Source organism: Arthrobacter sp. AG258, assembly GCF_004364695.1.
GTDB lineage: Bacteria > Actinomycetota > Actinomycetes > Actinomycetales > Micrococcaceae > Arthrobacter.
The window spans coordinates 460,990-483,739 of the sequence record NZ_SOBI01000003.1; the positions used below are offsets into that span (position 1 = coordinate 460,990).

General features: G+C 66.9%; 25 protein-coding genes. 9 read left to right on the plus strand and 16 right to left on the minus strand.

Annotation, left to right across the window (positions count from 1 at the left end; genetic code table 11):
* Positions 1-18: 18 nt before the first annotated feature.
* Together DFO47_RS08545 and DFO47_RS08550 are read left to right on the plus strand one after the other, a co-directional pair.
* The gene (locus tag DFO47_RS08545) at positions 19-1,209 is read left to right on the plus strand and encodes a Gfo/Idh/MocA family oxidoreductase (protein WP_133831336.1); all 1,191 of its coding nucleotides are present in this window, start codon (positions 19-21) and stop codon (positions 1,207-1,209) included.
* Positions 1,210-1,232: 23 nt separating this feature from the next.
* Positions 1,233-2,234, plus strand: coding sequence for a sugar phosphate isomerase/epimerase (locus DFO47_RS08550; RefSeq protein ID WP_133831337.1), 1,002 nt, complete (start codon positions 1,233-1,235; stop codon positions 2,232-2,234).
* A 264-nt stretch (positions 2,235-2,498) separates the two neighbouring features.
* Here DFO47_RS08550 and DFO47_RS08555 read toward each other — a convergent pair whose 3' ends face one another.
* Complete coding sequence (locus tag DFO47_RS08555) at positions 2,499-2,852, minus strand: hypothetical protein (protein ID WP_133831338.1); 354 nt, start codon at positions 2,850-2,852, stop codon at positions 2,499-2,501.
* 140 nt (positions 2,853-2,992) lie between these two features.
* Here DFO47_RS08555 and DFO47_RS08560 point away from each other — a divergent pair, with 140 nt between their 5' ends.
* Positions 2,993-3,517, plus strand: coding sequence for a DUF6328 family protein (locus tag DFO47_RS08560; RefSeq protein WP_109044102.1), 525 nt, complete (start codon positions 2,993-2,995; stop codon positions 3,515-3,517).
* Positions 3,518-3,549: 32 nt separating this feature from the next.
* On the opposite strand, the gene DFO47_RS08565 is transcribed toward DFO47_RS08560, so the two are convergent.
* The 4 genes from DFO47_RS08565 to DFO47_RS08580 all read right to left on the minus strand — a co-directional run bounded on the left by DFO47_RS08565 (position 3,550) and on the right by DFO47_RS08580 (position 6,991).
* Positions 3,550-4,674: a glycerate kinase gene (locus DFO47_RS08565; protein WP_133831339.1), complete on the minus strand. Its 1,125-nt coding sequence runs from the start codon at positions 4,672-4,674 to the stop codon at positions 3,550-3,552.
* Positions 4,675-4,750: 76 nt separating this feature from the next.
* Positions 4,751-5,560, minus strand: coding sequence for an SDR family oxidoreductase (locus DFO47_RS08570; RefSeq protein ID WP_133831340.1), 810 nt, complete (start codon positions 5,558-5,560; stop codon positions 4,751-4,753).
* Positions 5,561-5,596: 36 nt separating this feature from the next.
* Positions 5,597-6,061 carry a hypothetical protein gene (locus DFO47_RS08575; RefSeq protein ID WP_133831341.1) on the minus strand — a complete coding sequence of 155 codons (465 nt, stop codon included), beginning with the start codon at positions 6,059-6,061 and terminating at the stop codon, positions 5,597-5,599.
* Positions 6,062-6,214: 153 nt separating this feature from the next.
* A complete protein-coding gene (locus tag DFO47_RS08580) occupies positions 6,215-6,991 on the minus strand; it encodes a class I SAM-dependent methyltransferase (RefSeq protein WP_133831457.1) in 777 nt (258 codons plus the stop codon).
* 207 nt (positions 6,992-7,198) lie between these two features.
* Between DFO47_RS08580 and DFO47_RS08585 the strand changes: the two genes are divergently transcribed.
* From DFO47_RS08585 to DFO47_RS08595, 3 genes are all read left to right on the plus strand, one after another.
* Entirely contained in the window at positions 7,199-8,842 is a 1,644-nt protein-coding gene (locus DFO47_RS08585; protein WP_243835396.1) for an ATP-binding protein, read from the plus strand.
* Between the two features lie 19 nt (positions 8,843-8,861).
* Positions 8,862-10,412, plus strand: a complete 1,551-nt coding sequence (locus DFO47_RS08590) for an EAL domain-containing protein (protein WP_018762711.1) — start codon at positions 8,862-8,864, stop codon at positions 10,410-10,412.
* A gap of 175 nt (positions 10,413-10,587) precedes the next feature.
* Positions 10,588-11,619, plus strand: a complete 1,032-nt coding sequence (locus DFO47_RS08595) for an EAL domain-containing protein (protein WP_243835398.1) — start codon at positions 10,588-10,590, stop codon at positions 11,617-11,619.
* 12 nt (positions 11,620-11,631) lie between these two features.
* On the opposite strand, the gene DFO47_RS08600 is transcribed toward DFO47_RS08595, so the two are convergent.
* The 3 genes from DFO47_RS08600 to DFO47_RS08610 form a co-directional block, all read right to left on the minus strand.
* Positions 11,632-12,447, minus strand: coding sequence for a glycerophosphodiester phosphodiesterase (locus DFO47_RS08600; RefSeq protein WP_133831343.1), 816 nt, complete (start codon positions 12,445-12,447; stop codon positions 11,632-11,634).
* 28 nt (positions 12,448-12,475) lie between these two features.
* On the minus strand, positions 12,476-12,739 hold the full coding sequence (locus tag DFO47_RS08605) for a hypothetical protein (protein WP_133831344.1): 264 nt from the start codon (positions 12,737-12,739) through the stop codon (positions 12,476-12,478).
* 106 nt (positions 12,740-12,845) lie between these two features.
* Positions 12,846-13,664 (minus strand): HAD family hydrolase, encoded by an 819-nt coding sequence (locus tag DFO47_RS08610; RefSeq protein WP_109044109.1) that lies wholly within the window; start codon positions 13,662-13,664, stop codon positions 12,846-12,848.
* A gap of 89 nt (positions 13,665-13,753) precedes the next feature.
* On the opposite strand from DFO47_RS08610, the gene umuD reads away from it, so the two are divergent.
* On the plus strand, positions 13,754-14,185 hold the full coding sequence (gene umuD, locus DFO47_RS08615; RefSeq protein ID WP_026264842.1) for a translesion error-prone DNA polymerase V autoproteolytic subunit: 432 nt from the start codon (positions 13,754-13,756) through the stop codon (positions 14,183-14,185).
* Positions 14,186-14,211: 26 nt separating this feature from the next.
* A complete protein-coding gene (locus DFO47_RS08620; RefSeq protein WP_026264843.1) occupies positions 14,212-15,492 on the plus strand; it encodes a Y-family DNA polymerase in 1,281 nt (426 codons plus the stop codon).
* A gap of 54 nt (positions 15,493-15,546) precedes the next feature.
* Here the strand turns inward: DFO47_RS08620 and DFO47_RS08625 are convergent, their stop codons facing one another.
* From DFO47_RS08625 to DFO47_RS08640, 4 genes are all read right to left on the minus strand, one after another.
* Entirely contained in the window at positions 15,547-15,693 is a 147-nt protein-coding gene (locus DFO47_RS08625; protein WP_109044233.1) for a lmo0937 family membrane protein, read from the minus strand.
* 321 nt (positions 15,694-16,014) lie between these two features.
* Positions 16,015-16,623, minus strand: a complete 609-nt coding sequence (locus DFO47_RS08630) for a maleylpyruvate isomerase family mycothiol-dependent enzyme (RefSeq protein ID WP_208294378.1) — start codon at positions 16,621-16,623, stop codon at positions 16,015-16,017.
* A gap of 17 nt (positions 16,624-16,640) precedes the next feature.
* Positions 16,641-17,084, minus strand: coding sequence for an SRPBCC domain-containing protein (locus tag DFO47_RS08635; protein WP_166651689.1), 444 nt, complete (start codon positions 17,082-17,084; stop codon positions 16,641-16,643).
* On the minus strand, positions 17,077-17,433 hold the full coding sequence (locus DFO47_RS08640; RefSeq protein ID WP_133831347.1) for a metalloregulator ArsR/SmtB family transcription factor: 357 nt from the start codon (positions 17,431-17,433) through the stop codon (positions 17,077-17,079). The genes DFO47_RS08635 and DFO47_RS08640 overlap by 8 nt, the downstream gene beginning before the upstream one ends.
* A 246-nt stretch (positions 17,434-17,679) precedes the next feature.
* Here DFO47_RS08640 and DFO47_RS08645 point away from each other — a divergent pair, with 246 nt between their 5' ends.
* Entirely contained in the window at positions 17,680-18,849 is a 1,170-nt protein-coding gene (locus tag DFO47_RS08645; RefSeq protein ID WP_133831348.1) for an ABC transporter substrate-binding protein, read from the plus strand.
* Between the two features lie 140 nt (positions 18,850-18,989).
* On the opposite strand, the gene DFO47_RS08650 is transcribed toward DFO47_RS08645, so the two are convergent.
* From DFO47_RS08650 to DFO47_RS08665, 4 genes are all read right to left on the minus strand, one after another.
* Positions 18,990-20,204 (minus strand): GAF domain-containing sensor histidine kinase, encoded by a 1,215-nt coding sequence (locus DFO47_RS08650; protein ID WP_133831349.1) that lies wholly within the window; start codon positions 20,202-20,204, stop codon positions 18,990-18,992.
* Between the two features lie 207 nt (positions 20,205-20,411).
* On the minus strand, positions 20,412-20,639 hold the full coding sequence (locus tag DFO47_RS08655) for a DUF2188 domain-containing protein (RefSeq protein WP_018762732.1): 228 nt from the start codon (positions 20,637-20,639) through the stop codon (positions 20,412-20,414).
* Positions 20,640-20,880: 241 nt separating this feature from the next.
* Positions 20,881-21,822, minus strand: coding sequence for a carbohydrate kinase (locus tag DFO47_RS08660; protein ID WP_347876400.1), 942 nt, complete (start codon positions 21,820-21,822; stop codon positions 20,881-20,883).
* A 36-nt stretch (positions 21,823-21,858) separates the two neighbouring features.
* Positions 21,859-22,647 carry an alpha/beta hydrolase gene (locus DFO47_RS08665; RefSeq protein WP_208294379.1) on the minus strand — a complete coding sequence of 263 codons (789 nt, stop codon included), beginning with the start codon at positions 22,645-22,647 and terminating at the stop codon, positions 21,859-21,861.
* Positions 22,648-22,750: the final 103 nt, after the last annotated feature.

Sequence of the window (22,750 nt, forward strand, 5' to 3'; positions counted from 1 at the left end):
AGGCAGCAGGAACGCATCATGAGCACACCCGCACACCCCTCCGATTCCACGCCCTCCCGACGGTCCGGCCGCCCGTTGGGTGTGGCCGCGATCGGTTACGCCTTCATGGGCAAGGCGCACTCCAACGCATGGCGGAACGTGGCCAGCTTCTTCGACGTCCCGGCCTTCGAGCAGAAAGTCCTCGTGGGCCGGGACGCCACCGCCGTGGCCGAGGCCGCGGCCGCCTATGGCTGGGCGGAGTCGGCCACCGACTGGCGCGCCGTGATTGAACGGGATGACATCGACATCGTGGACATCTGCGCGCCGGGCTGGATGCATGCCGAGATCGCGATCGCAGCGCTGGAGGCGGGCAAGCACGTGCTGGTGGAGAAGCCCCTGGCCAACACGCTGGCCGAGGCCGAACTCATGACGGCCGCTGCCGCCAAGGCCCGTGCCCGGGGCGTGCAGTCGATGATCGGCTTCAATTACCGGCGCGTCCCGGCACTGGCCCTGGCCAGGGAACTGATCGCCGAGGGACGCCTGGGCACGGTCCGGCACGTCCGCGCCGCCTACCTCCAGGACTGGCTCGCCGACGCCCAGGCACCCATGACCTGGCGGCTGCGGAAGGAAACCGCCGGGTCCGGCGCGCTGGGGGACATCGCCAGCCACGCCATCGACCAGGTCCTCTTCCTCCTCGGCGACCAGGTCAGCGAGGTCAGCGGCCGGCTGCACACCTTCGTGGACCACCGCCCCGGCACAAGTGGTGCCGCAAGCGGCCTCGAAGAGGTGACGGTCGACGACGCCGCCTGGGCCACGCTGTCCCTCACCTCCGGGGCGGTCGCCTCGGTGGAGGTCTCCCGGGTGGCCACCGGCCGGAAGAACTCCCTCCAGATCGAGGTGTACGGCGAGAAGGGCAGCCTCCTGTTCGACCTGGAAAACCTCAACGAACTCGGCTTCCTGGACGCCACCGCCCCCGCCCGGGAGCAGGGCTTCCGCCGCATCCTGGTCAACGAACCCGAGCACCCCTACCTGGAAGCGTGGTGGCCGCAGGGCCACATCATCGGCTGGGAACACACCTTCACCCACCAGGTCCGCGACTTCCTGCTCGCGGTCCGGGACGGAACCCAGCCGTCGCCGTCGTTCGAAGAAGGACTGAACGTCCAATACGTCCTGGACGCCGTGGAGGAATCCGCAGCCAATAAGAGCACCCTCACCGTCGTGCGCCACTAGCACCCCACCACCAAGGAGCCCCCATGCCCCGCCCCTTCACCCTGTTCACCGGCCAGTGGGCCGACCTGCCCTTCGAAGAAGTCGCGCGCCTGGCCGCCGGCTGGGGCTACGACGGACTGGAAATCGCCGTCTCCGGCGACCACCTGGACGCCTGGCGCTGGGACGAACCCGGCTACGTCGAGTCCAAACTCGAGATACTGGACAAGTACAACCTCAGAGTCTGGGCCATCTCCAACCACCTCAAAGGCCAGGCAGTCTGCGATGACCCCATCGACTTCCGGCACCAGGCCATCGTCGGATCCAAAGTCTGGGGCGACGGCGACCCCGAAGGAGTCCGCACCCGCGCCGCCGAGGAAATGAAACACACCGCCCGGCTCGCCAAAGCACTGGGCGTGGACACCGTGGTCGGGTTCACCGGCTCCGCCATCTGGCAGTACGTGGCCATGTTCCCGCCCGTCCCGGAAAAAGTCATCGACGCCGGCTACCAGGACTTCGCCGACCGCTGGAACCCCATCCTGGACGTCTTCGACGAACAAGGCGTCCGGTTCGCCCACGAAGTCCACCCCTCCGAGATCGCCTACGATTACTGGACCACCGTCCGCACCCTCGAAGCGATCGGCCACCGCGAAGCATTCGGCCTGAACTGGGACCCCTCGCACATGATGTGGCAAGGCATCGACCCCGTCTCCTTCATCTGGGACTTCAAGGACCGGATCTACCACGTGGACTGCAAGGACACCAAGATCCGCCAGACCGGACGCAACACCGTCATGGGCTCCCACCTGCCCTGGGGCGACCCCCGCCGCGGCTGGGACTTCGTCTCCGCCGGACGCGGCGACGTCCCCTGGGAAGCCTCCTTCCGCGCCCTCTCCGCCATCGGCTACAACGGCCCCATCAGCATCGAATGGGAAGACGCCGGCATGGACCGCCTCCACGGAGCCCCCGAAGCCCTCGCCGCCCTGAAAAAGTACGACTTCCCCGCCTCCCAAACCAGCTTCGACGCCGCCTTCAGCAGCAACGACTGACGCCGCGTGCGAACCCTCCGGCCGGGGCAGCAGTGCGAGGTGTGGATCGCATCCTGATGGCGAAACCATCTTCCTGTCCGCCAATGACGGCCACACGGAGTCTTTCTCGACCACGCACGGCCATGTCCAGCTCGCCCGGGTCCGTGCAGATGGCACCGGCGTCGAACAACTCCCACGGAGGCCGATACAGCATAGGCCCATACAGCAGAAAACGGTGGCCCCTGGAACCAGTACCTGATCCAAGGGCCACCGTCTCAAGGCGCTTTATCCGGCGTCGAAGCTCTCGTCGTCGTCATTGGGCGATTCCTCCTGCGGGAGGTCGTTTCCGCTGCCGTCCGGAAGGCCCGTGGCTTCCTCGCCGGATTCGGAGGAAACCGGCGCCGAACCTTGGGAATCGTCATTCGACTCATCGATTTCCGCGGCGCTGGACGGAAGGTCCATGTCGTGGGGCACGGGTTCCTGGGCCGCTCCCTGCTGCGGTTCGTTGGTGTCCGCGCCGGCGGAAGACCCGCCACCGGACCCCTGGCCCTGCGTACCGGCCGCTTCCTGCTCGGCAGTGGGGGTGCCGTAACCGCCCGGGGCGGACTCGGGTTCAGCCTGCTGGTTTTCCTGCGTCATGCTTCCTCCTGTGTGCCAACTGCGGGTGATAATCAGCAAACTTATCAAATATGGGTGCAAGTGCAACGGGATGCCTTGTTTCCGGGCACGGGAGGAGTAGAAAGAAGACCTGGTACTTGGCCTGCAAGGAAGGAGCGCCGGTGTCCGATGTTGAGGACTACACGGGCCGGACGGGACGGAATGAGACCCGCGAGGAGCAGCTGGACCGCAACTGGGCAGAACTCCTGCAGGAGCTTCGCGTGCTCCAGACCGGGGTGCAGATCCTGGCCGGCTTCCTGCTGACGCTGCCGTTCCAGCAGCGCTTTGAAACGCTTGATGGCGTAGAGGTGGCCCTCTACCTCGCGAACGTCGTGGTGGCGGCCCTGACCACCGCCTTCATCCTCCTTCCGGTGAGCGTGCACCGCAGGCTGTTCCGCAAACGGTTGAAGGAAACACTGGTGTCCAGCGCGGACACCATCACCAAGATTGCCCTTGGCGGCATCGCCCTGCTCAGCGCGGGCACGGCAGCCCTCGTCTTCGACGTCGCGGCCGGGCGCTCGGCCGGAGTTACCGCCGGCGGAGCTTTGCTGGGCATCATGGTGGTGCTGTTGGTATTCGTTCCATTCCGACTCAACAAGCGGGCTTCGGGGAAGCCCGCCCCGCTCCCTCCCGGCAAGGCGCAGTAAGGCGGACTTGGGCCCCTGCAACCCCTGGCCGGCTAGGCGCCTTCGAGCACCTGGCTTGTTGCCCAGGCGAGGTACTTGCCCGCGTTGGCGACGGCGTCGTCCGGGCTCGCTGCCACGTCCAGCAACTGCGCCGCTGCCACCACGCCATGCCCGGCGAGGTCTTCGAGGGTCACCCGGATCCGGCCGGCCACCACGATGACCGGAATCCCGCGCTCCCGGGCTGCATCCGCGAGCGCAATCGGCGCTTTGCCGGTCAGCGACTGCGAATCCATGGACCCCTCCCCCGTGATCACCAGGTCTGCGCTGTCCAGCTGGCCGGCCAGGCCGGTCAGGCCGGCCACCAGCGCGAAGCCGCCCTCCAGCGTGGCGTCGGTGAAGGCAAGGAACGACGCCGGGAAGCCGCCGGCGGCGCCCGCCCCGGGGACGTTCACGTCCCGGCCCGTCACTTCCCGCAGTATGGATGCCCAGTTGCGCAGGCCGGCGTCGAGCAGTTCGGCAGCTTCCGGGTCCGCACCCTTCTGGGGGCCGAAGACGTGGGCTGCACCGGACGGTCCATACAGCGGGTTGCGGACGTCCACGGCGATCCGGAAGGTGGTGGCCGCGAGCCTCGGGTCCAGCCCGGAGGTATCCAGGGACACGACGTCGGCCAGCGACCCGCCGCCCAGCGGCACCACATTCCCGGCACCATCAAGCGGCTTCAATCCCAGGGCGCGCAGGGCGCCGCTCCCGGCGTCGGTCATTGCCGAACCGCCCAGGCCCAGCACGATCTCGGTGGCGCCCGCGTCCAGGGCGGCGGCGATGAGCTGGCCGCAGCCGTAGCTGTGGGCGCGCAAGGCGTTGGCAGGGGTCGGTTCCATGTCGGCCAGTCCGGACGCCTGGGCCGTCTCGATCACTGCCGTGACCGTGCCGTCGGCCCCTTTGTGGATGGCCCAGGCGGCGCCGACGGGAGCAAGGATCGGTCCGACCACGGCGTTGAGCCGCTCCTCGTACCCGGCCGCGACGGCGGCCTCCAGGGTCCCCTCCCCGCCGTCGGCGATGGGGAACTGGGTGGCCACGGCATCCGGGTAGACCCGCAGTGCCCCTTCGGCGATGGCGGCGGCCGCTTCTGCCGCCGTGAGGGACCCCTTGAATTTGTCCGGAGCAATAAGAATGCGCATGCGCTCCATCATGCCAGCATCCGCCGGGAAAGCGCTTGCCATCGTAATACGGACGCCCAGGGCGCCGGTAGTGCTGTTACCCCTGGCGCCAGTCGTCGCCGGCGAGGTGGGAGCCCGCTTGCGGTCCCATCTGCAGCATTCCGCCATCCACCACCCAGGCCGCACCGGTCACGTAGCTGGAGGCGGGCGAGGCGAGGAACGCAATGACGTCGGCGATCTCCCGCGCGTGCCCCGGCCGGCCGAGCGGGACACCGGGCCGCCTGATCGTCGTCGGGTCCTGGTCCTCCTGCCCCGTCATGGGCGTGGCGATCTCGCCTGGGGCCACCGTGTTGGCCGTGATGCCGTACTGGCCCAGTTCCAGGGCAAGCGTCTTCATGAGGCCGCCGAGGCCGTGCTTGGAGGCATCATAGGCGGAGGAGCCGACGCGGGGCTGGAACTCATGGACGCTGGACACCGCAATCAGGCGCCCGCCGCTGCCGGCGCGGACCATGTACCGGGCCGCGGCCTGCAGACAGACGAAGGCCCCGTTGAGGTTGGTATCCAGGATCCGCATCCAGTCGTCGATGCCCATGTCCAAGAACTTGGTGTTCGCCCCGGTGCCGGCGTTGTTCACAAAGACGTCCAGGCCACCCAGCTCCCCGGCGAGGTCGTCGATGACTCCGGCGGCAGCACGGAGTTCGGTGGTGTCCAGCTGCCGGACTACGGCCCTCCGGCCCAGGCTCCGAACTTCCTCGGCAGTACCCTCGGCACCCGCCCTGTCCGTATGCCAGGTGACGCCAACATCCAGGCCGGCGCGCGCGAGCGCCACCGCGGTGGCCTTGCCGATCCCGGAATCGGAGGCAGTGACGATGGCAGCGGTAGGCGTGAAATTGCTGGTGTCCGGCATGGCGGGCCTTTCATCGGGGGCAGGCGGGGTAGCAGGTCAGGCGGGGCGGCGGAGTTCCGGCTCGTAGGGCCCGTCGGTGCCGCTGGAGCGCCCGCGTGGTCCGGCGGCCAGGGTGGGCTGGCTCTCGGGCACGGCCATCAACGGCACGGCGAATGTCACCACGGGCCGGTCGTCTTCGTCCGCGGACCTGACGGTCAGGCTTCTGGTGCCGGGCGGCACCGACGGGGTAAAGACCTGCAGGTTGCGGGTGCCCACCGTGGCCGAATCCTGCAGGGTGTATTCGGTCCCGAAGTGATCCTGGAGCGTGAGCCGCGGCTCGGGCGCACCGTCCGAGGGCAGGTGGATGTTGACCACCAGCCCGGACGCCCACACCTCCACGGACAGGATGGTGAATTCGGCAACCTCGGTGCCATGCCGCCCGTAGGTGGGCGGGAGCAGCAGCCTGCGGAGGGCCCCGGACGGAATGAACTGACGGGTGCTGTTGCCTTGGTCCCCTGCCACAGCTCTTTCCTTTCCTGCGGCCAATTGATAAGCGTACTTACCATAGAGCCTCCGGATCCGCTCCATGTCAAGGACCCGCGCCAGGACTGTGTGGATGGCCTGCGGAGATACCCACAGGCCTGCGGAAACGTGCGGAAAAGCAGGCCCAGCGCGCTACCGCCGGGGCCGGACCACCGCGTAATATCCGGGCACCCGGTCCTGCCCGGGGACGCCCGTGACCGGATTGGTTTCGATGGCAGCGTGGCCGTCTTCCAGGAGTTCCCAGTCCGACGGCGGGAACGCCCGTTCGCGTTCTTCGGGGCCGAAGTGGCCGGGCATCGGCAGCCCGCGGATGGCCAGTTCCAGCGGCGCCGGGATGCCGCGCGTGGTGGCACCGAGGTGGGACACGTACTCCACCGGGTTCCCGTGGAAGTTGGTTTCCGCCATGAAGACGGTGCCGCGGTTGCCGGCCAAGGTCCCCAGGTTTTCCACGAGCGCCTTCTGGTGGGCGGGATCGAGGACGTGCAGGACTCCGCGAATGAAGACGTTGGCGCCATCAGCACCCGCATGGATTGACTCTGCCAGGGCAGCGCCGGCGCCCGGTGCAGTCATGTCGAGCGCTTCGAAAGCAGGGTTGGCAGCTCCTGCGGACTGCCGCCGCGCTATGTCAACCGCGTGCGGCGACACATCCACGCCAATTACCCGCGGAAAGACACCCGCGAGCGCCCGGGTGAAACCGCCGTGGCCGCAACCGGCGTCCACCACCGGGAGGGCCGGGTCCAGGTAGCGCAGGAGGTTGTCCCGGTAGCCGAGGAACTCGTGGTCGCTGCCCGAATCCCACAGGACCTCGCCGCCCGGGCCCGTGGCGGTGATACCGGCCCAATACTGGTCCCACGCCTTATGCCGGTCCTTCGGAGCACTCCGGGACAGCCTGACGAGCTTGGGGATCAACAAGTACTTCCGCCAGGCGGACGACGTCGATTTGGTTCGGGAGGACACGGCTCAAATATATGTTCCCGCTCCCGCAGGCGGCGCACCTTGCGCTACATTACGGCGCGCCCCGGCGCGGGGCGGCGGTTGGGGCGCGGGACGGACGTAGTGGCCCCCGGCACCCTGCATCCCCCTACAATGTACTCAACTGGGAGGGAAGGGAGCACTGTGACGGCTGTCCCGAGTGATGTGCGCCTGCCCCGCACCGCCGTCGTGGCCGATCCCGACGCCGGGCGCCTGGCCCTTAACGCACACGCCCTGCGGAAGGCCGGCTACACCGTCCTGGAAGCCGCCGACGCCGCGTCCCTGGCCCGGCTGCTGGCTGCCGGCGAGCCTTCCATCATCGTCGTGGACGCGCCGCTGTCAGCGGTCCGGACGACTGCCCCGGTCCTGGTGATGGTGGACCTGGACGATCCGGCGGACATTGGGGCAGCGAACCCGCCCGGCATCCACGACTGCATCACCAAGCCGCCCGCACCGCAGGAACTGGTCCACCGCGCGTCGGTCCTTATCGAGCAGGTATCCCGCCGCCGCGCGTCACGGGAGGAGGCGGAGGGGCTCCGCGAACAGCTGCGTGAAGTGTCCGCGGCGGTGCGCGCCACCAACAATCCCCAGGAAATTGCCGACCACGTCGTGGCCGGATTCGGCCGGACCTTCAAGGCCGATTACGTTGTCCTTTCCACCTTCGAGGACCACAGGGTCCCGGTGATCACGGCCACCTGGCGCCGGCGCGGGCTCGTGGAGCTGCGCCCCGAAGCCCTGCCTGGCGAGGACGAAGCCCGTGCCACGGCGGATGCGCTCTGGGCGGGCACGGAAACGCTGTCTGCCGACGGCAGCGAGGCCGATGCGGATGCCCCCGCGAGGCCCGCACCCGCTGTAGCCGGGGCCGCCTCCACCCTGGCAGTTCCCATCGGCGAAGGAAACTCGTCCCTGGGCATCATCTGGATCGCCATGATGGAGCGGCCCAGGACCTGGTCCAGCGCCGAGCTCGGGCTGATCCAGCACGTGGCGGGCAACGCCGCGTACGGACTGATCCAGAGCCACCTGATCAACAGCCAGCAGCAGGTGGTCAAACAGCTGCGGGAACTCGACAAGGCAAAGACGGACTTCCTGGCCACCGTGAACCACGAGCTGAGGACGCCGCTGACCTCGATCATGGCGTACCTGGACATGATCCAGGAGAGCACTGAACACCCGGTATCCAAGGAAGTCCACCAGATGCTGGACATCGTGGTCCGCAACACCGAACGGCTGCGGACGCTCATCGAGGATATGCTCAGCGTCTCGCGTGGCGGACTGGATGACACCGTGATGCACTTGGCGCCCGTACGCCTGGGACAGACCCTTGACCTGGTGGCCGCCGCACTGCGGCCGCTGGCCACGCTGCAGAACGTCACCATCGACGTCGATCCCGTTCCAGAGGATCCGGAGATCCTTGCCGACGAAGTACAACTCCAGCAGGTCTTCACCAACCTGGTGTCCAACGCCATCAAGTTCACCCCCAGCGGCGGACGCATCGAGGTGGGCAGTGAGTCCTACGCCGGTGCCGACGGATCCAAATGGGCCACTGTCCGGATCGCCGACACCGGAATCGGCATTTCCAGCGACGAGATCAACCATGTGTTCACCCGCTTCTACCGGGCCTCCAACGCCATGAACGGGGCCATCCCGGGCACCGGCCTGGGCCTGGCCATCTCCAAGGACATCGTGGACCGCCACGGCGGCAGCATCGATGTGGCCTCCACCCTGGGCGCCGGGACCACGGTGACGGTCAGCCTTCCCCTAGGCACCGACCACGCCCAGGTCAACTAAGCGGGAAGGAGGACTGGCAATGTTTGCCGACGACGACCCCCGGCTTTCCCAGCTGCTGGAAGGCATTGTCCGGCTCGCTTCCGGCGACCTCACCTCCCGGATTGAGGTCTCCCCCGCCCGGGACGAACTGGACGCCATCATCATGGGCACCAACCTGCTCGCCGAGGACTTGGAGATCATCTACCAGGAACTCGAACAGCGGGTCCAGGTCCGGACCCAACTGCTGCACGAAGCCCACCTGGAAATGCAGAAAATGGCGATGCAGGACCCCCTGACCGGCCTGGCAAACCGGTCCGCCCTCATCGAAGCCCTTCGGACCGCGCTGCTGGCCGTGGACGGAAGGACCCTGGAACCGGCCGGCGAGTGCCCGGCAATCCTGCTGATGGACCTGGACTCGTTCAAGTCGATCAACGACAGCCTTGGACATACCGCCGGCGACCAGGTGCTGGTGACCGTGGGCGAACGGCTGCGGGGCGCGGTGCGCGTTTCCGACGTCGTAGCCCGCCTGGGCGGGGACGAATTCGCCATCGTGATGCCCACGGCATCACCGGACCAGGCCGCCATCGTGGCGCACCGCATCCTGGCGGCGCTCAGCGAACCCATCGAGCTCCCCGGCCGCAGCGTGCGCTGCGGTGCCAGCATCGGGCTCAGCCTGGGCAGCGAAGGCCAGAGCCCGGAGGACATGCTGATGGAGGCCGACGTCGCCATGTACGCCTCCAAGGCGGAGGGCCAGAACAAGCTGCACCGGTTCGAACCCGCGCTGCTGCTGATGCGGCGCCTCCGCAGCCAGCTGGTGGATGACCTGCGCGCAGCCATCAAGGAGGATGGCCTGACCCTCTACTACCAGCCGGTGGTTGAGCTCAACACCGGACGCGTCGAGGGCGTGGAGGCGCTGGTCCGCTGGAACCATCCCACCCGGGGCTTCATCATGCCGGACGAGTTCATCCCGCTGGCGGAGGAGGCGGGGCTGATCTCCGAGCTGGGCCTGTGGGTCCTCAGGACCGCTGTGTGGCAGCTGCGGGAATGGATCGACAGCTCGCTGGTGGACAGCGATTTCTCCGTGCGGATCAACATCTCCGCCACGGACCTCCAAAGCCTGCAGTTCATCGAGGACGTGCGCAACGTCCTGAAAGAAACCCGCGTGCGGCCCGACCAGGTGGTCCTGGAACTGACGGAAGTGGCAATCGTCAAGGGCAATGAGCTGGACCGATACTCGCTGGGCGGCCTGCGGGGCCTGGGCGTGGGCATTGAAATTGACGATTTTGGCACGGGCTACTCATCCATCAGCTACCTCCGCCGTTTGCCGGTGGACCGGGTCAAGGTTGACCGGTCGCTGATCACCGGACTGGAGAGCGATCCCAGCCAGCCGGGCCTGGTGGCAGCAGTCCTCCAGCTGGTGCGTGCCTGCGGGCTGGAAGCTGTCTGGGAGGGCGTGGAAACGGCGGAGCAGGCGGAAATCCTTCGCAGCCTGGGCTGCCGCAGCGCCCAGGGCTACTACTTCGGCCGGCCGGTCCCGCCCGACCAGATTCCAGGTTTATTGAAAGAGCGGGCGGAAAGCGCTAACCAGTAGTGCGCAAACTACTGCGCTTTTGTGGCCGCCGTTATACGATCAGCGTGCGGTGTCGGGCTTTTTCGTCGCCGCGGAATTTCAGGTCTCACAGCAGCACCGGACTCTAAAAGGCGTTTTTGAAATTGAACATTAATGGGCCAATGGGTCATTACTTCGTCAACTGGGGGCGTAGCTAATGTCGGTTCGTGTACAAGCATGGGGAATTATCGCCGCAGTACTCTCGGATACGGATCCCGCGGGGGCCGCTGTCCGGCAGCGGCTGAGCGACAGCCTCGATGAGAATCCCGGCGTGCCCGAGCGGGCCCTGCTGGAATATCTCCTGGAGGCCCGGAGGAGCGACGCCAACACGGCGGAAACCATTGAATCCGTACGGCAGATGCGCCTGGCGCCGCCCGTACTGCCACCGAAGCTGGCCGAACAGTTGGACGCCATCCGCAGCGCCTCCCGGATCAGCGCCCTGCTGGAAAACCACATGCTGATGACCGCCTTCCAGCCCATCTACGGGCTGGAAGGAAAGGCCGTGGTGGGTGTGGAGGCGCTCTCGCGCTTCGTCAGCGACGACGGCGCCACCGCGGAACTCTGGTTTGCCGAGGCAGAGGCCGTGGGCCTGGGCGCGAACCTCGAGTTCTCAGCCCTTGGCTCGGCTGCAGCAGCTGCCCGTGACCTGCCCGGTTCCCTCTACGTGTCCCTCAACATCTCCCCCACGTCCTGCATGGACCCGCGGCTGCCCGAACTGTTCGAGCACATCGAGCTCCCCATCAACCGGGTGGTGCTCGAATTGACGGAAGACATTCCGGAAGAGGAATACCTTCAGTTCATCTCCGCACTCAATCCCCTCCGCGAGAAGGGCCTCCGGATCGCCGTGGACGACACCCACACCGGCGCCGGCGCCCTGAGCCGCATGATCCACCTGCGCCCGGACTTCCTCAAGGTGGGCCGCAACGTGATCGGTGACGTGGACAAAGACGGTGTCCAGCGCGCCCTCGCCGCCTGCCTGGTGGACTTCACGGACCAGATCGGCATCACCCTGGTGGCCGAAGGCATTGAGACAGTGGGCGAGCTGAAAGTCCTGACGGAACTCGGCATCAGCGCCGGCCAGGGCTACCTGCTGGGCCGCCCCTCGGTACGGCCTGAGGACTGGGCCAACTGGAACACCCGCCTGGATGTGGACGGCCTGGAACGCCACCTGGCCAGCCCCGGCGAGTAGCCGGCACGGAACCTACCGGGGTTCCTGCGCCGGCGGCCACTGGCCGCGTGCCCTGAGCACCTCGCGCAGCAGGTCCGCACGGTCCGTGACGATGCCGTCCACCCCCAGCTCGAGGAGGCGGTGCATCTCAGCGGCCTCGTTGATGGTCCAGACATGCACCACAAGGCCAAGGTCGTGGGCGCGGCGGATGAAGCCTGCGGTGACCACGGGGACACGTCCGTACCGCACGGGAACCTGCAATGCCTGGATATCGCGGAGCGGCCGGCGCATGATCCGGCGGAAGGCCGCCCGCGGAAGGACAGGTCCCAGGAGGGTGAAGAGGGCATTCGAGGCCACGCCGGCGGAGGAGGCCACCGGCCGGCTGAGCAGCTTCAGCACCGCCCGCCGCCGCCGGTCCGAAAAGCTGGTGACCAGCACCCGGTGGTGCACCTGGTGCCGCTCGATCGCGGCGGCAGTGCTCCGCACCGAATCCCAGTCCTTGACGTCGAGGTTCAGCCTGGCCTCCGGCAGGCCGGTGACCAGCTCGTCGAACGTGGGAATGGGTTCACGGCCGTCGATCCGCGCCTTCGCCACCTCTGCGGCGGCAAGATCTCCGACCCTGCCTCTGCCGTCGGTCACCCGGTCCAGGAATTCATCGTGGAACAGCAGCAGCACGCCGTCCGCCGTGGTGTGGACATCCGTTTCGAGGTAGCGGAAGCCGAGTTCGATGCCGGCGCGGAACGCGGCCATGGAGTTTTCCAGCCCGTCCACCGAGAAGCCCCGGTGGGCCATGGCGATGGGAAGCTGCCGCCCGGCGTCGTCGGGGTGTTGGAAAAAGGGCAGGGTCACCCTGCGAGCGTACCCGAGGCCCGCACCGTCAGTCCCGGCAGTCGGTCTCGCCGCAGGGCAGGATGTCCACGCCGTCGCCGCAGTGCAGCAGGACGCGTCCGCGGCCGCCATCCAGGTGGACCCAGACGGCGCTGTGGTCTGCGGTAATGGTGTCCACTACCCCGCTCGCTTGGAAGCCGGGTGACAGCAGGACGCGGACCCTGTCGCCCTGGCGCAACTGTTTCCAGTACGGATCAGGCGTTGCCTTGCGCAGCGGCGCATTTGCTGCGCCCTGTTTGACGCTTCGTGCCATCGGAACCCCCTGTGAGCCGGCCGGTGAGGGGCGAACCCTCCAGCCTTGACGGTACAGACGAAAGGTAAACGCCAGGTGAGCGCCAGCTGGAAGTACGGGGCGGGAGTCAGGAAAACTGGACGCCCAAGGCTGCCAGCCTGGCCTCCAGGACCTGGGCCACGCCGTCGTCGTCAAAGTGCGGTGCCTGCCGGCCCGCCGCCCTGATGGCCTCGGGGTGGCCGCTGGCCATCGCGTAACCGTGCCCCGCCCAGCGGAGCATTTCGATGTCGTTAGGCATGTCGCCGAAGGCGACCACGTCGGCGGCATCGATGCCCAGTGCGGCCGCGTACTCGGCCAGGGTGACGGCCTTGTTAACGCCCGGGAGGGACAGTTCCAGCATGGCGACGCCGGGCGAGGAGTGCGTGGCGGCGGCCAGGTGTTCGACGGCGGGCGCCACCTCGGCGAGGAAGTCGTCCGGGGTGCCCTCCCGGACAATGGCCAGGAATTTAACCACGGAATCGTCCCCGGTGAGCGTTTCATGGAGCGGCGCCGGAGTGAATTCGGCGAGGAGTTCGCTGGATTCGTTTTCGATGAAGCCCGGCTCAAGGTGGAACCCGGTGAGCGTTTCGGCGGCGAACAGCGCGGCGGGACGGAGTTCCTTGATGACGCGGCGGATTTCCAGGACAGCAGCGGTGGCCAGCGCACGGGCGGATACCAGTTGGTCCGCTTCCAGGTCCCAGACGACGGCACCGTTGGAGCAGATCACCCGTCCGGCGTGGCCCAGCTGCTCCTCAAGCGGGTGCAGCCAGCGCGGAGGGCGCCCGGTGACGAAGACCAGTTCGACGCCGGCATCCCGGCAGGCGTGGAAGGCGCGTATGGTGCGCGGGCTGATTTTTCCGTCGTGCCCAAGGATCGTTCCGTCAATATCGCTCGCAACCAACCGCATCCTGCAAGTCTACGTTGGCCGCCGGCTCCCGTTGTCGGCCTGCGGGGCTACACTGAAGTATCGAACATATATTCGAATAAAGGTGTGTTGTGGGCGTTATTATTGGTCCCCGCGTGATAGATGCGGGCGTCTCCTTGTTATCGGTGCTGATCTCGCCCGTGGCAGTGGCGGCGGGGTTTCCGTCGCCCGCACAGGACTACTTCGATGGCCGGATCGACCTGAACGCCCACCTGATCAAGGACATCACCAGCACGTTCGTGGTCCGGGTAACCGGGGACTCCATGGAAGGCGCGGGCATCAGCGACGGCGATGAACTCATTGTGAACCGGGCCCTGGAACCGCGGGACGGGTCTGTGGTGATCGCCGTCCTGGACGGAGAACTGACGGTCAAGCGCCTGCGCATCACCGGCAACGGCGTGGTGCTGCAGGCGGAAAACCCGCGGTATCCGGACATCCGGGTACCGGCCCTGTCCGAGCTGACCATCTGGGGCGTTGCCACCCGGTGCCTCCATCATGTGTGAAGTGCATCGTGGCTAAGCCGGCCCCCATGCGGAGGATGCCGCAGATCGCCCATGTGGACGTCAACTGCTTCTACGCGTCGGCGGAGCGCGCCTTCGATCCCTCCCTGGAGGGCCGGCCGCTCGTGGTCCTGTCCAACAATGACGGCTGCGCGGTTACCCGGTCCCCCGAGGCGAAAGCCCTCGGCATCTCCACCGGGGAGCCCTGGTTCAAGCTCGCGCCGCGGGCCAAGGAATGGGGCCTGGTGGCCAAGTCCAGCAATTATGAGTTGTACGGGGACATCAGCGCCCGCGTCATGGAACTTCTCGGCCGCTACTCGGCGTGGCTGGAGGTCTACAGCATTGACGAGGCGTTCCTCGGCGTCAAGGGCGAACCGGACCAGCTGTTGGTCCTTGGCCGCCGGATCAAGGAGGCCGTGCTGCGCCACGTCGGGGTTCCGGTGTGCGTAGGGATAGCTCCCACCAAAACACTGGCCAAGCTGTGCAACAAGTGGGCCAAGAACAATCCCGCATTTGGCGGGGTGTGCCTCTGGGAGTCAGTGCCGCCGCCGGTGCGGGAGGGCTTGATGGGCCGGTTGCCCGTGGACGAGATCTGGGGCGTCGCCGGGCGCCTGGCCAAGCGCCTGAATGCCATGGGGATCTTTACCGTGCTGGACCTGATGCACGCCGACCCGGTGGCGATCAGGGGCAAGTTTTCGGTGGTGCTGATGCGCACCGTCCTCGAACTGCGCGGCACTGCCTGCATTCCCATGGAGGAGGAGCGCGTTGGCCGCGACCAGTTGATCTTTTCCCGCTCGTTCGCCACCCCGGTGACCACCTCTGCCGGTGTGCGGGAGGTGCTGGGCATTTACAGCCAGCAGGCGAGCGCACGGCTGTCCAAACACGGCCTCCAGGCAAAGGTGCTGACGGCGTTCGCAGCCACCTCGCCGTTCCGGAACCAGGAGCAGGCGTATCCTACGGTGTGCGTCCGGCTTCCCATGCCCACCGCGGATCCGCTCCTGCTCACCAGGGCCGCGCACGCTCTGCTGCCGAAAATCCGGGAAGGGCTCAGGTATGCGAAGGCGGGCCTGATGCTGACCGATCTTCGGCCCACCGGCAACCAGCCACCGCTGGAGCCTTTCGAGAACCGGCACGAGGAACGCGGCATCGGGCCGCTGCTGGAGGACGTCAGCCGCCGCTTTGGGCGCGGTTCCATTGGATTGGGGTACGCAGGCGTCAAGTCCGGCCTTGACTGGACCATGAAGCGCAATATGCGTTCACCCCGGTACACAACCCACTGGGACGAACTGCCGCTGGTCAAGGCCGCCTGACCTTCGGGTCCCCGCCGGCGGCACCAAGGCCGGCGGCGGGGACCCTCGTGGCCATCAGGCGCGGGACCTGCCGCGGACAAAGTGGAAGATCAGGACTACCACGGCAACCACCAAAAGGATGTGGATGAGCCCGCCGCCAATATTGGCGAGCAGTCCGAGGAGCCAGAGAACGGCGATGATAATAGCGATCCAAAGCAACATGAATTTCTCCTGCATTGTTATTGGCTGGAACTGCTGCATGTGCAGTACGGCGCCTTAGCCGGGCCTACTGCAAGGAATACACCCCTACCTCCCGTTCCAGGCCCCCATGCCGCTTCCGTTCATCAGCACGGCCGGTAAAACGTCGCAGTGGCCTGCTGAATCGCCACACCGAAATTGTGTGGCAAATCCCAGACTATTTCAGGACGCCTCTGCTGGAAATGGCAGGGCATCAAAAAAATAGACGTGTCCCCTTTGTGCGTGATTTCGCGCATGGATGCAAATCCCCGCAGCTCTCCTGGAACGCACCGGGGCTGGGCAGGATCAGGCGGTGGTGAACCGGGCAGTTGCCCCGCCGTCGAGGGCCCCGCTGGGCAGCCGGCGGTCCATGAGCACCATCAGGAGGTGGTGGGCGGCGCCGCGGAGGGGCTCGCCGTCGCCGAAGGCCCAGTCCAGGTCGGTGGCTTCGAGCCGGACGCCGGCCAGGTCAAGCCGGAAATGCTTCCGGCTGAGGGGGCTGGTCGCATGGTCGAGTACCGTGCGGAGGCTTGCATCACTGACCGGGTGTTTGAGGCCGAGCGGGATGGTGATGTCCAGGCCATGGACGATGTCGTGGGTAAGGGCTCCCTGGAGTCCACCGCCGGGCGGTTTCCACAGCGTGTCCTCGTTCGCGCGCCAGCGGTGAAGCAAGGTGCTGACCGGCTCCTGGGCGTCGTGGCGGGCGACCCGATCCGCCATGCGGGCGAAGTTGCCGCGCGAGCGGAGCAACTCGCCGATGAACCGTGGGGTGGAGAAGCGCAGGGGCATGGCCATGTGCGCGACGACTTCCCGCACGCGCCAGCCGGCGCAGAGCGAGGCGGCGTCCCACGCCTGTTGCGGCAGCACTTCCAGGATTTTGGTAAAGGCCCGCCGCTCGGCTGCTATGTTCGCCATGGAGTAGCTGTCCGCACTCATCGGTGGGCTCCGGCGTGCTGTGCCAGGTAGGTCTCGAAGCGGTCCAGCGAGGTGAGGAATCCGGCCTGGGCGGCGGGATCGAGCATTGGCTCCGGAACGTTTGTTTGTTCGATGTCGACTTGGGTACGGCGCGATCCCAGCTCGGTGAAGGTGATGGTCACGGTCATCCCCGAGTGGTCCTCAATCCACGACAGGCGCTCCGGCGGGGTCACCTCAACGTACCGTGCGCTGGTCGGGTAGGTGCTGCCGTCGCGGTTGTTGACCATGACGGTGGTGAAGGCACCCCCGACGCGGGCATCCACGGTGATTGTGTCCAAGGGCGTGGTGACGCCGGCCGGACCCCAGAAGTGGGTCAAATGCTCGGGTTCGACCATGCAGCTGAAGACCAGTTGCCGTGGCGCCTCGAAGATGCGGGTGAAGCGGAGGGTGTTCTCATTCATGGCGGTCTCCATTCGGGGGTTCCTGCAGGTTGCGGAGGTGTTGGTCGAGCTTGTCGAAGCGCTCGGACCAAAGGCGCCGGTTCTCCTCGATCCAGCCGGCAGCGACATCGAGGGCCTGCAACTCCAGGTGGCAGGGGCGGAACTGGGCTTTCCGGCCTCGACTGATCAATCCCGATCTCTCGAGAACCTTCAGATGCTTGGAGATGCCCGGAAGGCTCAAGTTGAACGGTTCCGCCAGTTCGTTGACGGTGGCGTCGCCGGCGGCGAGCCGGATCACGATGGCCCGGCGCGTCGGGTCGGAAAGCGCACTGAACATCGCGTCGAGCCGCTGATCTTCCGCAACTGTCATGCGGGGCTCCAGAATTTCTCCATCCCTATATTTTACTTATTAGCTAATTAACCGTCAAGCAAAATAAGGTGGCTTCCGGGCTGGCGCTGCCACCCGCAAAAAGACGCTTCACGACGTTTTTTGACGCCTCGCGACGCCACGTTGCGCGTTCGCGTCGCCGGGTGAACCAGTACGACACGAACGATTGTGGGCCTGGTGGGCGCTCCGTAACCTCGTCTCAGCATCCGCCCCAGCAAAGGAATCCCCATGACCAACCCGCAGGACAACGGTCCGCAGAAGTCCACACGCATCGTGGCCGGCCAGTCAGCCAAACCCAAGCGCCCCCTGGGCCTGAAAATCGGCATTGCCGCCGCAATCCTGGCCCTGGTTGGCGGTGGCGCCGCCGTCGCCTCAGCCGTCAACACTGGCGCCCCGGCCGCAACCCCGGAAAGCGCCCCGGCCGGCAATCCGGCAGCCGAGCTGAAGCTGGGCTATTTCGGCAACGTCACGCACGCCCCGGCCCTGGTGGGCGTCAGCAAAGGCTTTATCGCCGGGGAACTGGGCAGCACCAAACTCAGCACCCAGGTCTTCAATGCCGGTCCGGCCGCCATCGAAGCCCTGAACGCAGGCGCCATCGATGCCACCTATATCGGCCCCAACCCGGCCATCAACTCGTTCGTCAAGAGCCAAGGCCAATCGGTGAGCATCATCGCCGGAGCCGCCGCCGGCGGGGCGCAGCTTGTGGTCAAGCCGGAGATCACCTCCGCCGCAGACCTCAAGGGCAAGACCCTTGCATCCCCCCAGCTGGGCGGCACCCAGGACGTCGCCCTTCGGGCCTGGCTCTCATCACAGGGCTACAAAACGAACGTGGACGGCAGTGGCGACGTCGCCATCAACCCCACCGAGAACGCCCAGACCCTCAAGCTGTTCCAGGACGGAAAGCTCGACGGCGCCTGGCTGCCCGAGCCCTGGGCCTCCCGCCTGGTGCTGAACGCCGGCGCCAAGGTGCTGGTGGACGAAAAGGACCTGTGGGACGGCTCCCTCTCGGGCAAGCCGGGCGAGTTCCCCACCACCATCCTGATCGTCAACCAGAAGTTCGCGGCGGACCACCCGGACACCGTCAAGGCGCTGCTGAAGGGCCACGTGAAATCGGTTGAGTGGCTGAACAACGCCTCTGCCGCCGACAAGGCCACGGTGATCAATTCCGCCTTGAAGGAAGCCGCCGGCGCGGAGCTGAAGCCGGATGTCATTGACCGGTCCCTGAAGAACATCGTCTTCACTGTGGACCCGCTTGCCGGAACCTACCAGAAACTGCTGGCCGACGGCGTGACCGCCGGTACCACCAAGCAGGCCGACATCAACGGCATCTTCGACCTGAGGGCGCTCAACAGCGTGTCCGGCGAGAAGACCTCGGCGGCCGGGCTCGGCAAGGAATAGCTCCTACCCTTGATTGCTCCGCAGGTGTTGTTTTGTGCACCTACAGCGACTCCTGCGGAGCGCCGTTCACAGCGCGGGGCCGCCCGAACCAGGACGACGCGGCGCCCGCGCAAGGAGGGCTCCCCGCAGAGGGCAGCCGGTTAGCTGCCCGGTCCCAGGTGAATGGTGACGACGGTCCCCGACTCGGGGGCGGGACCGAGGTCAAGTCGTCCGCCGGCCGCAGCGGCAATCCGGGCACAGGTTGCCAGGCCCAAGCCTGATCCGGGCGGGTCACCCTGGCGGTCAAGGCGCACCAGCGGATCGAGCACGCGTTCGCGGTCACCGGAGGCGATGCCCTTGCCGTTGTCGATGACGCGCAGGACCGCACCATCCTCGCCACGGTGGCCGGTAATGTGGATGACCGGCGGGACGCCAGGCCGGCTGTAGGCCAGGGCGTTGTGGATGAGATTCTGCAGGAGAACCCGGGTCTGGACCGGGTCCGCGGTAAATAGCAGCTCCCCCGAGTCCACGGACGCTCCCGACTCCTCCACGGCGGTGGCCAGGTCCGCGACGACGTCCCCCACGAGATCCGCCAGGGAAACCGCGGCCGGCTGCAGGTCACCGCCGATGGTGGCGAAAGCCAGGACGTCCTCGACCATCGCCAGCATACGCCGGCCGGTCCGGCCCACGATGCCCAGGTACTCCGGAAGCCGGGCGTCGTCGCCTGCTTCTGCGTCCATTTCGCCCAGTTCCACGAATCCGAGGATCGAGGTCAGCGGGTTGCGGAGGTCGTGGCTGATCCTGCCGGCAAACTCCGCCAGGAGGGTGTTGCTCCGCTCGGCTTCGGCCAGCGCATCAGCCAGGCGGCGTGCGCGGCGCTCCAATTGCAGGACGTCGACGATTTGGGCGGCGAGGATTTCAAGGCCGCGGAGTTGTTCGCCGCTGAGCCGGCCGGTTTCCCGGGCGCCGGCACAAAGGGTGCCAAGGACAAACCCGTCGTCGGTCACCAGCGGAATGGAGGCATAGAACCTGACACTGCTGCGCCGGCCGTCCACGTAGGGGTTTTCGCGGTACCGGGGGTCCAAGGAAGCGTCCTCGAGGACGGTGGGTTCACCGCTAAGGAACCCCACCGCGCACATCGAGTCTTCCCTGGTGCACAGATACGGTTCCATGCCCGCGGTGGCTGCCTGGTACTGGAGGTCTTCGGTGATGATGTTGATGGCTGTCACGGGCTGGCCACAGACCGTGCGGGCCAGTTCAACAAGGTTCTGCAAGCGTTCCGACGCAGCCGGAACTTCGACATGTCCGTCCGGGCCTGGAATGGGCAGTCCGGTTCCGGCAAGGACCGCGTCTCGGACCATCTCGTTCACCGTCATGGCCTGCGCGCCTTGTTATCAGCGCGCGCGAACCACCGGCCATCCGCGCGCGCGGTGGCCAAGCCTTCCATGCCGGGATCGTCCACCGGTCCAGCATCCCATACCGGCGTCGCCGCACGGGGAGAACACAGGAGGGCCGGCTCAAATCCATGAACCGGCCCTCCTTGCCTTCCCCGGCACCGCGGCGTCACGGGGAAGGTGAACCAATCAGCCCGGGACGTTCCGGGGATCGTTGCCGTAGCTGTACTTCTCCCCGATCTGGCCATCCTGGTTTTTGATGACGTGTTCCACCTTGTCTGCTTTCGCGGCGTCGCGACCGGCGGCTACCGCCTCTTCCTTGATGCCGTAGCCGGCACCAAACGCGCGGTCAGCGCCTTCGCGCTTGTTCTTCCACTGGCCGTCTTCGTAGTACGTCTCGATATCGCCCTGAGCCATTGCACACTCCCTCTGCTGTTTGGTTCCAAGACGCCTGCTGCGCAAGCGCGGAAAGCGAAGAGCCCCGCAATACATGTTGTTGTAGAGCGGGGCCTTCGTGGCAACCACTCCGCCTGTTGGGGGGCCGGCGGAGGAGCTGACACCAAACTAATAGAAAGCATGCTTAGTTTTCAAGCCGGCAGAGAACTCCTGGGAGCGCCGCTTCCTGCCGTGGCCGTACTACAACCACGAAGGGTAGCGGCTACCCGCCTACGGCGTTCAGCTCAGCCCGTGTCGGCGGGTTGGCGCCCGGGCGCGATACCGTGACGGCCGCCGCACGGGCAGCGTGCGCCAGGAGTTCGGCCAGCCCTTCGGCGGGCAGGCAGCGCAGTTCCTCGCGGTTCTGCGCGCCGTCCAGCTCCCGGTCAACCAGGCCGGAGAGAAGTGCGGCCATGAACGAGTCGCCGGCGCCCACGGTGTCCGCCACCTCCACTTTGGGTGCGTGCACCGACGCTTCCCCGGCGCGGCAGATACCCCAGGGCCCGTCCGCGCCGCGGGTGACCACCACCAGGGCAGGGCCCTCCTCCCCGCCAAGCGCCAGCCAGGCGCGCGCGGAGTCCAGCACATCCTGGCCGGGGTAGAGCCATTCCAGGTCCTCGTCCGAGGCCTTGACCACGTCCGCCAGGCTGACGAACTTCTCCGCCTGCCGGCGCGCGTAGTCCACATCGGTGATGATGCTGGGGCGGCAGTTGGGATCGAAGCTGATGGTGGCGGACGGGTGGGCATGCTCGACGGCGGCCAGCACCTCGGCGGCGCCCGGCGCCAGCATGGTGGCAATGGAGCCGGTGTGCAGAAGCGTGGTGCCCTGCAGCATGAAGCCGAGCCGGTCCACGAGGCCGGGCAGCTCCCAGGCGAGGTCGAACGTGTAGGTGGCGGCGCCGTCGTCGTCAATCAATGCGGTGGCAACGCTGGTAGGCAACTCATCCGGAGGCAGCGGCAGCATCACGGAACTGGCGCGAAGGTGCGCAGCCACAGAATCGCCGTAGGCGTCCCGGCCGTAGCGGCCGATGAACTGCACCGGATGGTCCAGCCGGGCCAGGCCGACCGCGACGTTGAGGGGGCTGCCGCCGACGTGCGCCTCGATTCCCGAGGCACGCTGGACGACGTCGACAAGGCCTTCGCCAATAACTGTGAGCATGGTCATACTCTGCCAGAAAGCGGGCCGGCTCAGCAGTTCATGTCAGCCCAGCAGCCGGGCCGCCAGTTCGCGGCATACCGCATACGCCGGGGACTTGGGATTGATCAGGTCGAAGTGGTCACCGGGCACCATGACCAGGTGCGCCGGCACGCCTCCGGCCCCGCTTGCGTCCACGTACAGCGCCGACATGGCCAGCGGCACGTCGTCGTCCGCCTCTGCGTGCACCGCGTAGACCGGCACATCCAGCGGCAGGGCGCCCATGGGGTCGGCGCAGCGGTAGCGTCGGGGAAATTCCGACGACGATCCGCCAAGCAGGTTGGCCGCCGCACCGTTGCTGAGGTTCAGGCGTTCGGCCTCGGCCAGGTTCAGGACGCCGGATTGGCTGACCACCCCGGCGAGGCGGACGCCGCCGGGGTCTGCGAGCTCCGCGCCCGGACCCGGCCCGGCCAGGTGCCCGCGGCCCGCCGCCCAGACGGCAAGATGTCCGCCGGCAGAATGGCCCACGGCCACCACTTTGCCGAGGTCAAGCGAGTGCTGCCCTGCCAGTTCAGCGAGTTTGTCGATCCCGGCCAGGACATCCTGGAAGGTGGCAGGCCAGCCGCCGCCGTTGCCGGCGCGGCGGTACTCCAGGTTCCAGGCGGCCATCCCATGTTCGGCAAGATCTACGGCAAGCGGCTCCCCAAGTTCTGCCCCGTATGTTGAGCGCCAGTAGCCGCCATGGATCACCACCACTACCCCCCGAAGCTGCCCGGCCGCGGGAGGATCTGGCAGGAAGAGCTCGCCCCATTGGCTGGGGTCCGCGCCGTAGGAGTACTTCAGCCGCTGCACCATGTGCCAGAGACTACAGGGACCGGGCGTGGGCGGAAGCCGCGCCGGCGACAGCTGCAAACGATCCGGCATAAGCGAAAGTTCCCTCTTGCTTAGTTTTTCTATT

What these genes read in the sequence shown, in the direction of transcription:
- DFO47_RS08545 (WP_133831336.1), top strand. Translation starts at nt 19, where the DNA reads ATGAGCACACCCGCACACCCCTCCGATTCCACGCCCTCCCGACGGTCC.
- DFO47_RS08550 (WP_133831337.1), top strand. Translation starts at nt 1,233, where the DNA reads ATGCCCCGCCCCTTCACCCTGTTCACCGGCCAGTGGGCCGACCTGCCC.
- DFO47_RS08555 (WP_133831338.1), bottom strand. Translation starts at nt 2,852, where the DNA reads ATGACGCAGGAAAACCAGCAGGCTGAACCCGAGTCCGCCCCGGGCGGT.
- DFO47_RS08565 (WP_133831339.1), bottom strand. Translation starts at nt 4,674, where the DNA reads ATGCGCATTCTTATTGCTCCGGACAAATTCAAGGGGTCCCTCACGGCG.
- DFO47_RS08570 (WP_133831340.1), bottom strand. Translation starts at nt 5,560, where the DNA reads ATGCCGGACACCAGCAATTTCACGCCTACCGCTGCCATCGTCACTGCC.
- DFO47_RS08590 (WP_018762711.1), top strand. Translation starts at nt 8,862, where the DNA reads ATGTTTGCCGACGACGACCCCCGGCTTTCCCAGCTGCTGGAAGGCATT.
- DFO47_RS08595 (WP_243835398.1), top strand. Translation starts at nt 10,588, where the DNA reads ATGTCGGTTCGTGTACAAGCATGGGGAATTATCGCCGCAGTACTCTCG.
- DFO47_RS08605 (WP_133831344.1), bottom strand. Translation starts at nt 12,739, where the DNA reads ATGGCACGAAGCGTCAAACAGGGCGCAGCAAATGCGCCGCTGCGCAAG.
- DFO47_RS08610 (WP_109044109.1), bottom strand. Translation starts at nt 13,664, where the DNA reads ATGCGGTTGGTTGCGAGCGATATTGACGGAACGATCCTTGGGCACGAC.
- DFO47_RS08620 (WP_026264843.1), top strand. Translation starts at nt 14,212, where the DNA reads ATGCGGAGGATGCCGCAGATCGCCCATGTGGACGTCAACTGCTTCTAC.
- DFO47_RS08625 (WP_109044233.1), bottom strand. Translation starts at nt 15,693, where the DNA reads ATGTTGCTTTGGATCGCTATTATCATCGCCGTTCTCTGGCTCCTCGGA.
- DFO47_RS08630 (WP_208294378.1), bottom strand. Translation starts at nt 16,623, where the DNA reads ATGGCGAACATAGCAGCCGAGCGGCGGGCCTTTACCAAAATCCTGGAA.
- DFO47_RS08635 (WP_166651689.1), bottom strand. Translation starts at nt 17,084, where the DNA reads ATGAATGAGAACACCCTCCGCTTCACCCGCATCTTCGAGGCGCCACGG.
- DFO47_RS08640 (WP_133831347.1), bottom strand. Translation starts at nt 17,433, where the DNA reads ATGACAGTTGCGGAAGATCAGCGGCTCGACGCGATGTTCAGTGCGCTT.
- DFO47_RS08645 (WP_133831348.1), top strand. Translation starts at nt 17,680, where the DNA reads ATGACCAACCCGCAGGACAACGGTCCGCAGAAGTCCACACGCATCGTG.
- DFO47_RS08650 (WP_133831349.1), bottom strand. Translation starts at nt 20,204, where the DNA reads ATGACGGTGAACGAGATGGTCCGAGACGCGGTCCTTGCCGGAACCGGA.
- DFO47_RS08655 (WP_018762732.1), bottom strand. Translation starts at nt 20,639, where the DNA reads ATGGCTCAGGGCGATATCGAGACGTACTACGAAGACGGCCAGTGGAAG.
- DFO47_RS08660 (WP_347876400.1), bottom strand. Translation starts at nt 21,822, where the DNA reads ATGACCATGCTCACAGTTATTGGCGAAGGCCTTGTCGACGTCGTCCAG.
- DFO47_RS08665 (WP_208294379.1), bottom strand. Translation starts at nt 22,647, where the DNA reads ATGGTGCAGCGGCTGAAGTACTCCTACGGCGCGGACCCCAGCCAATGG.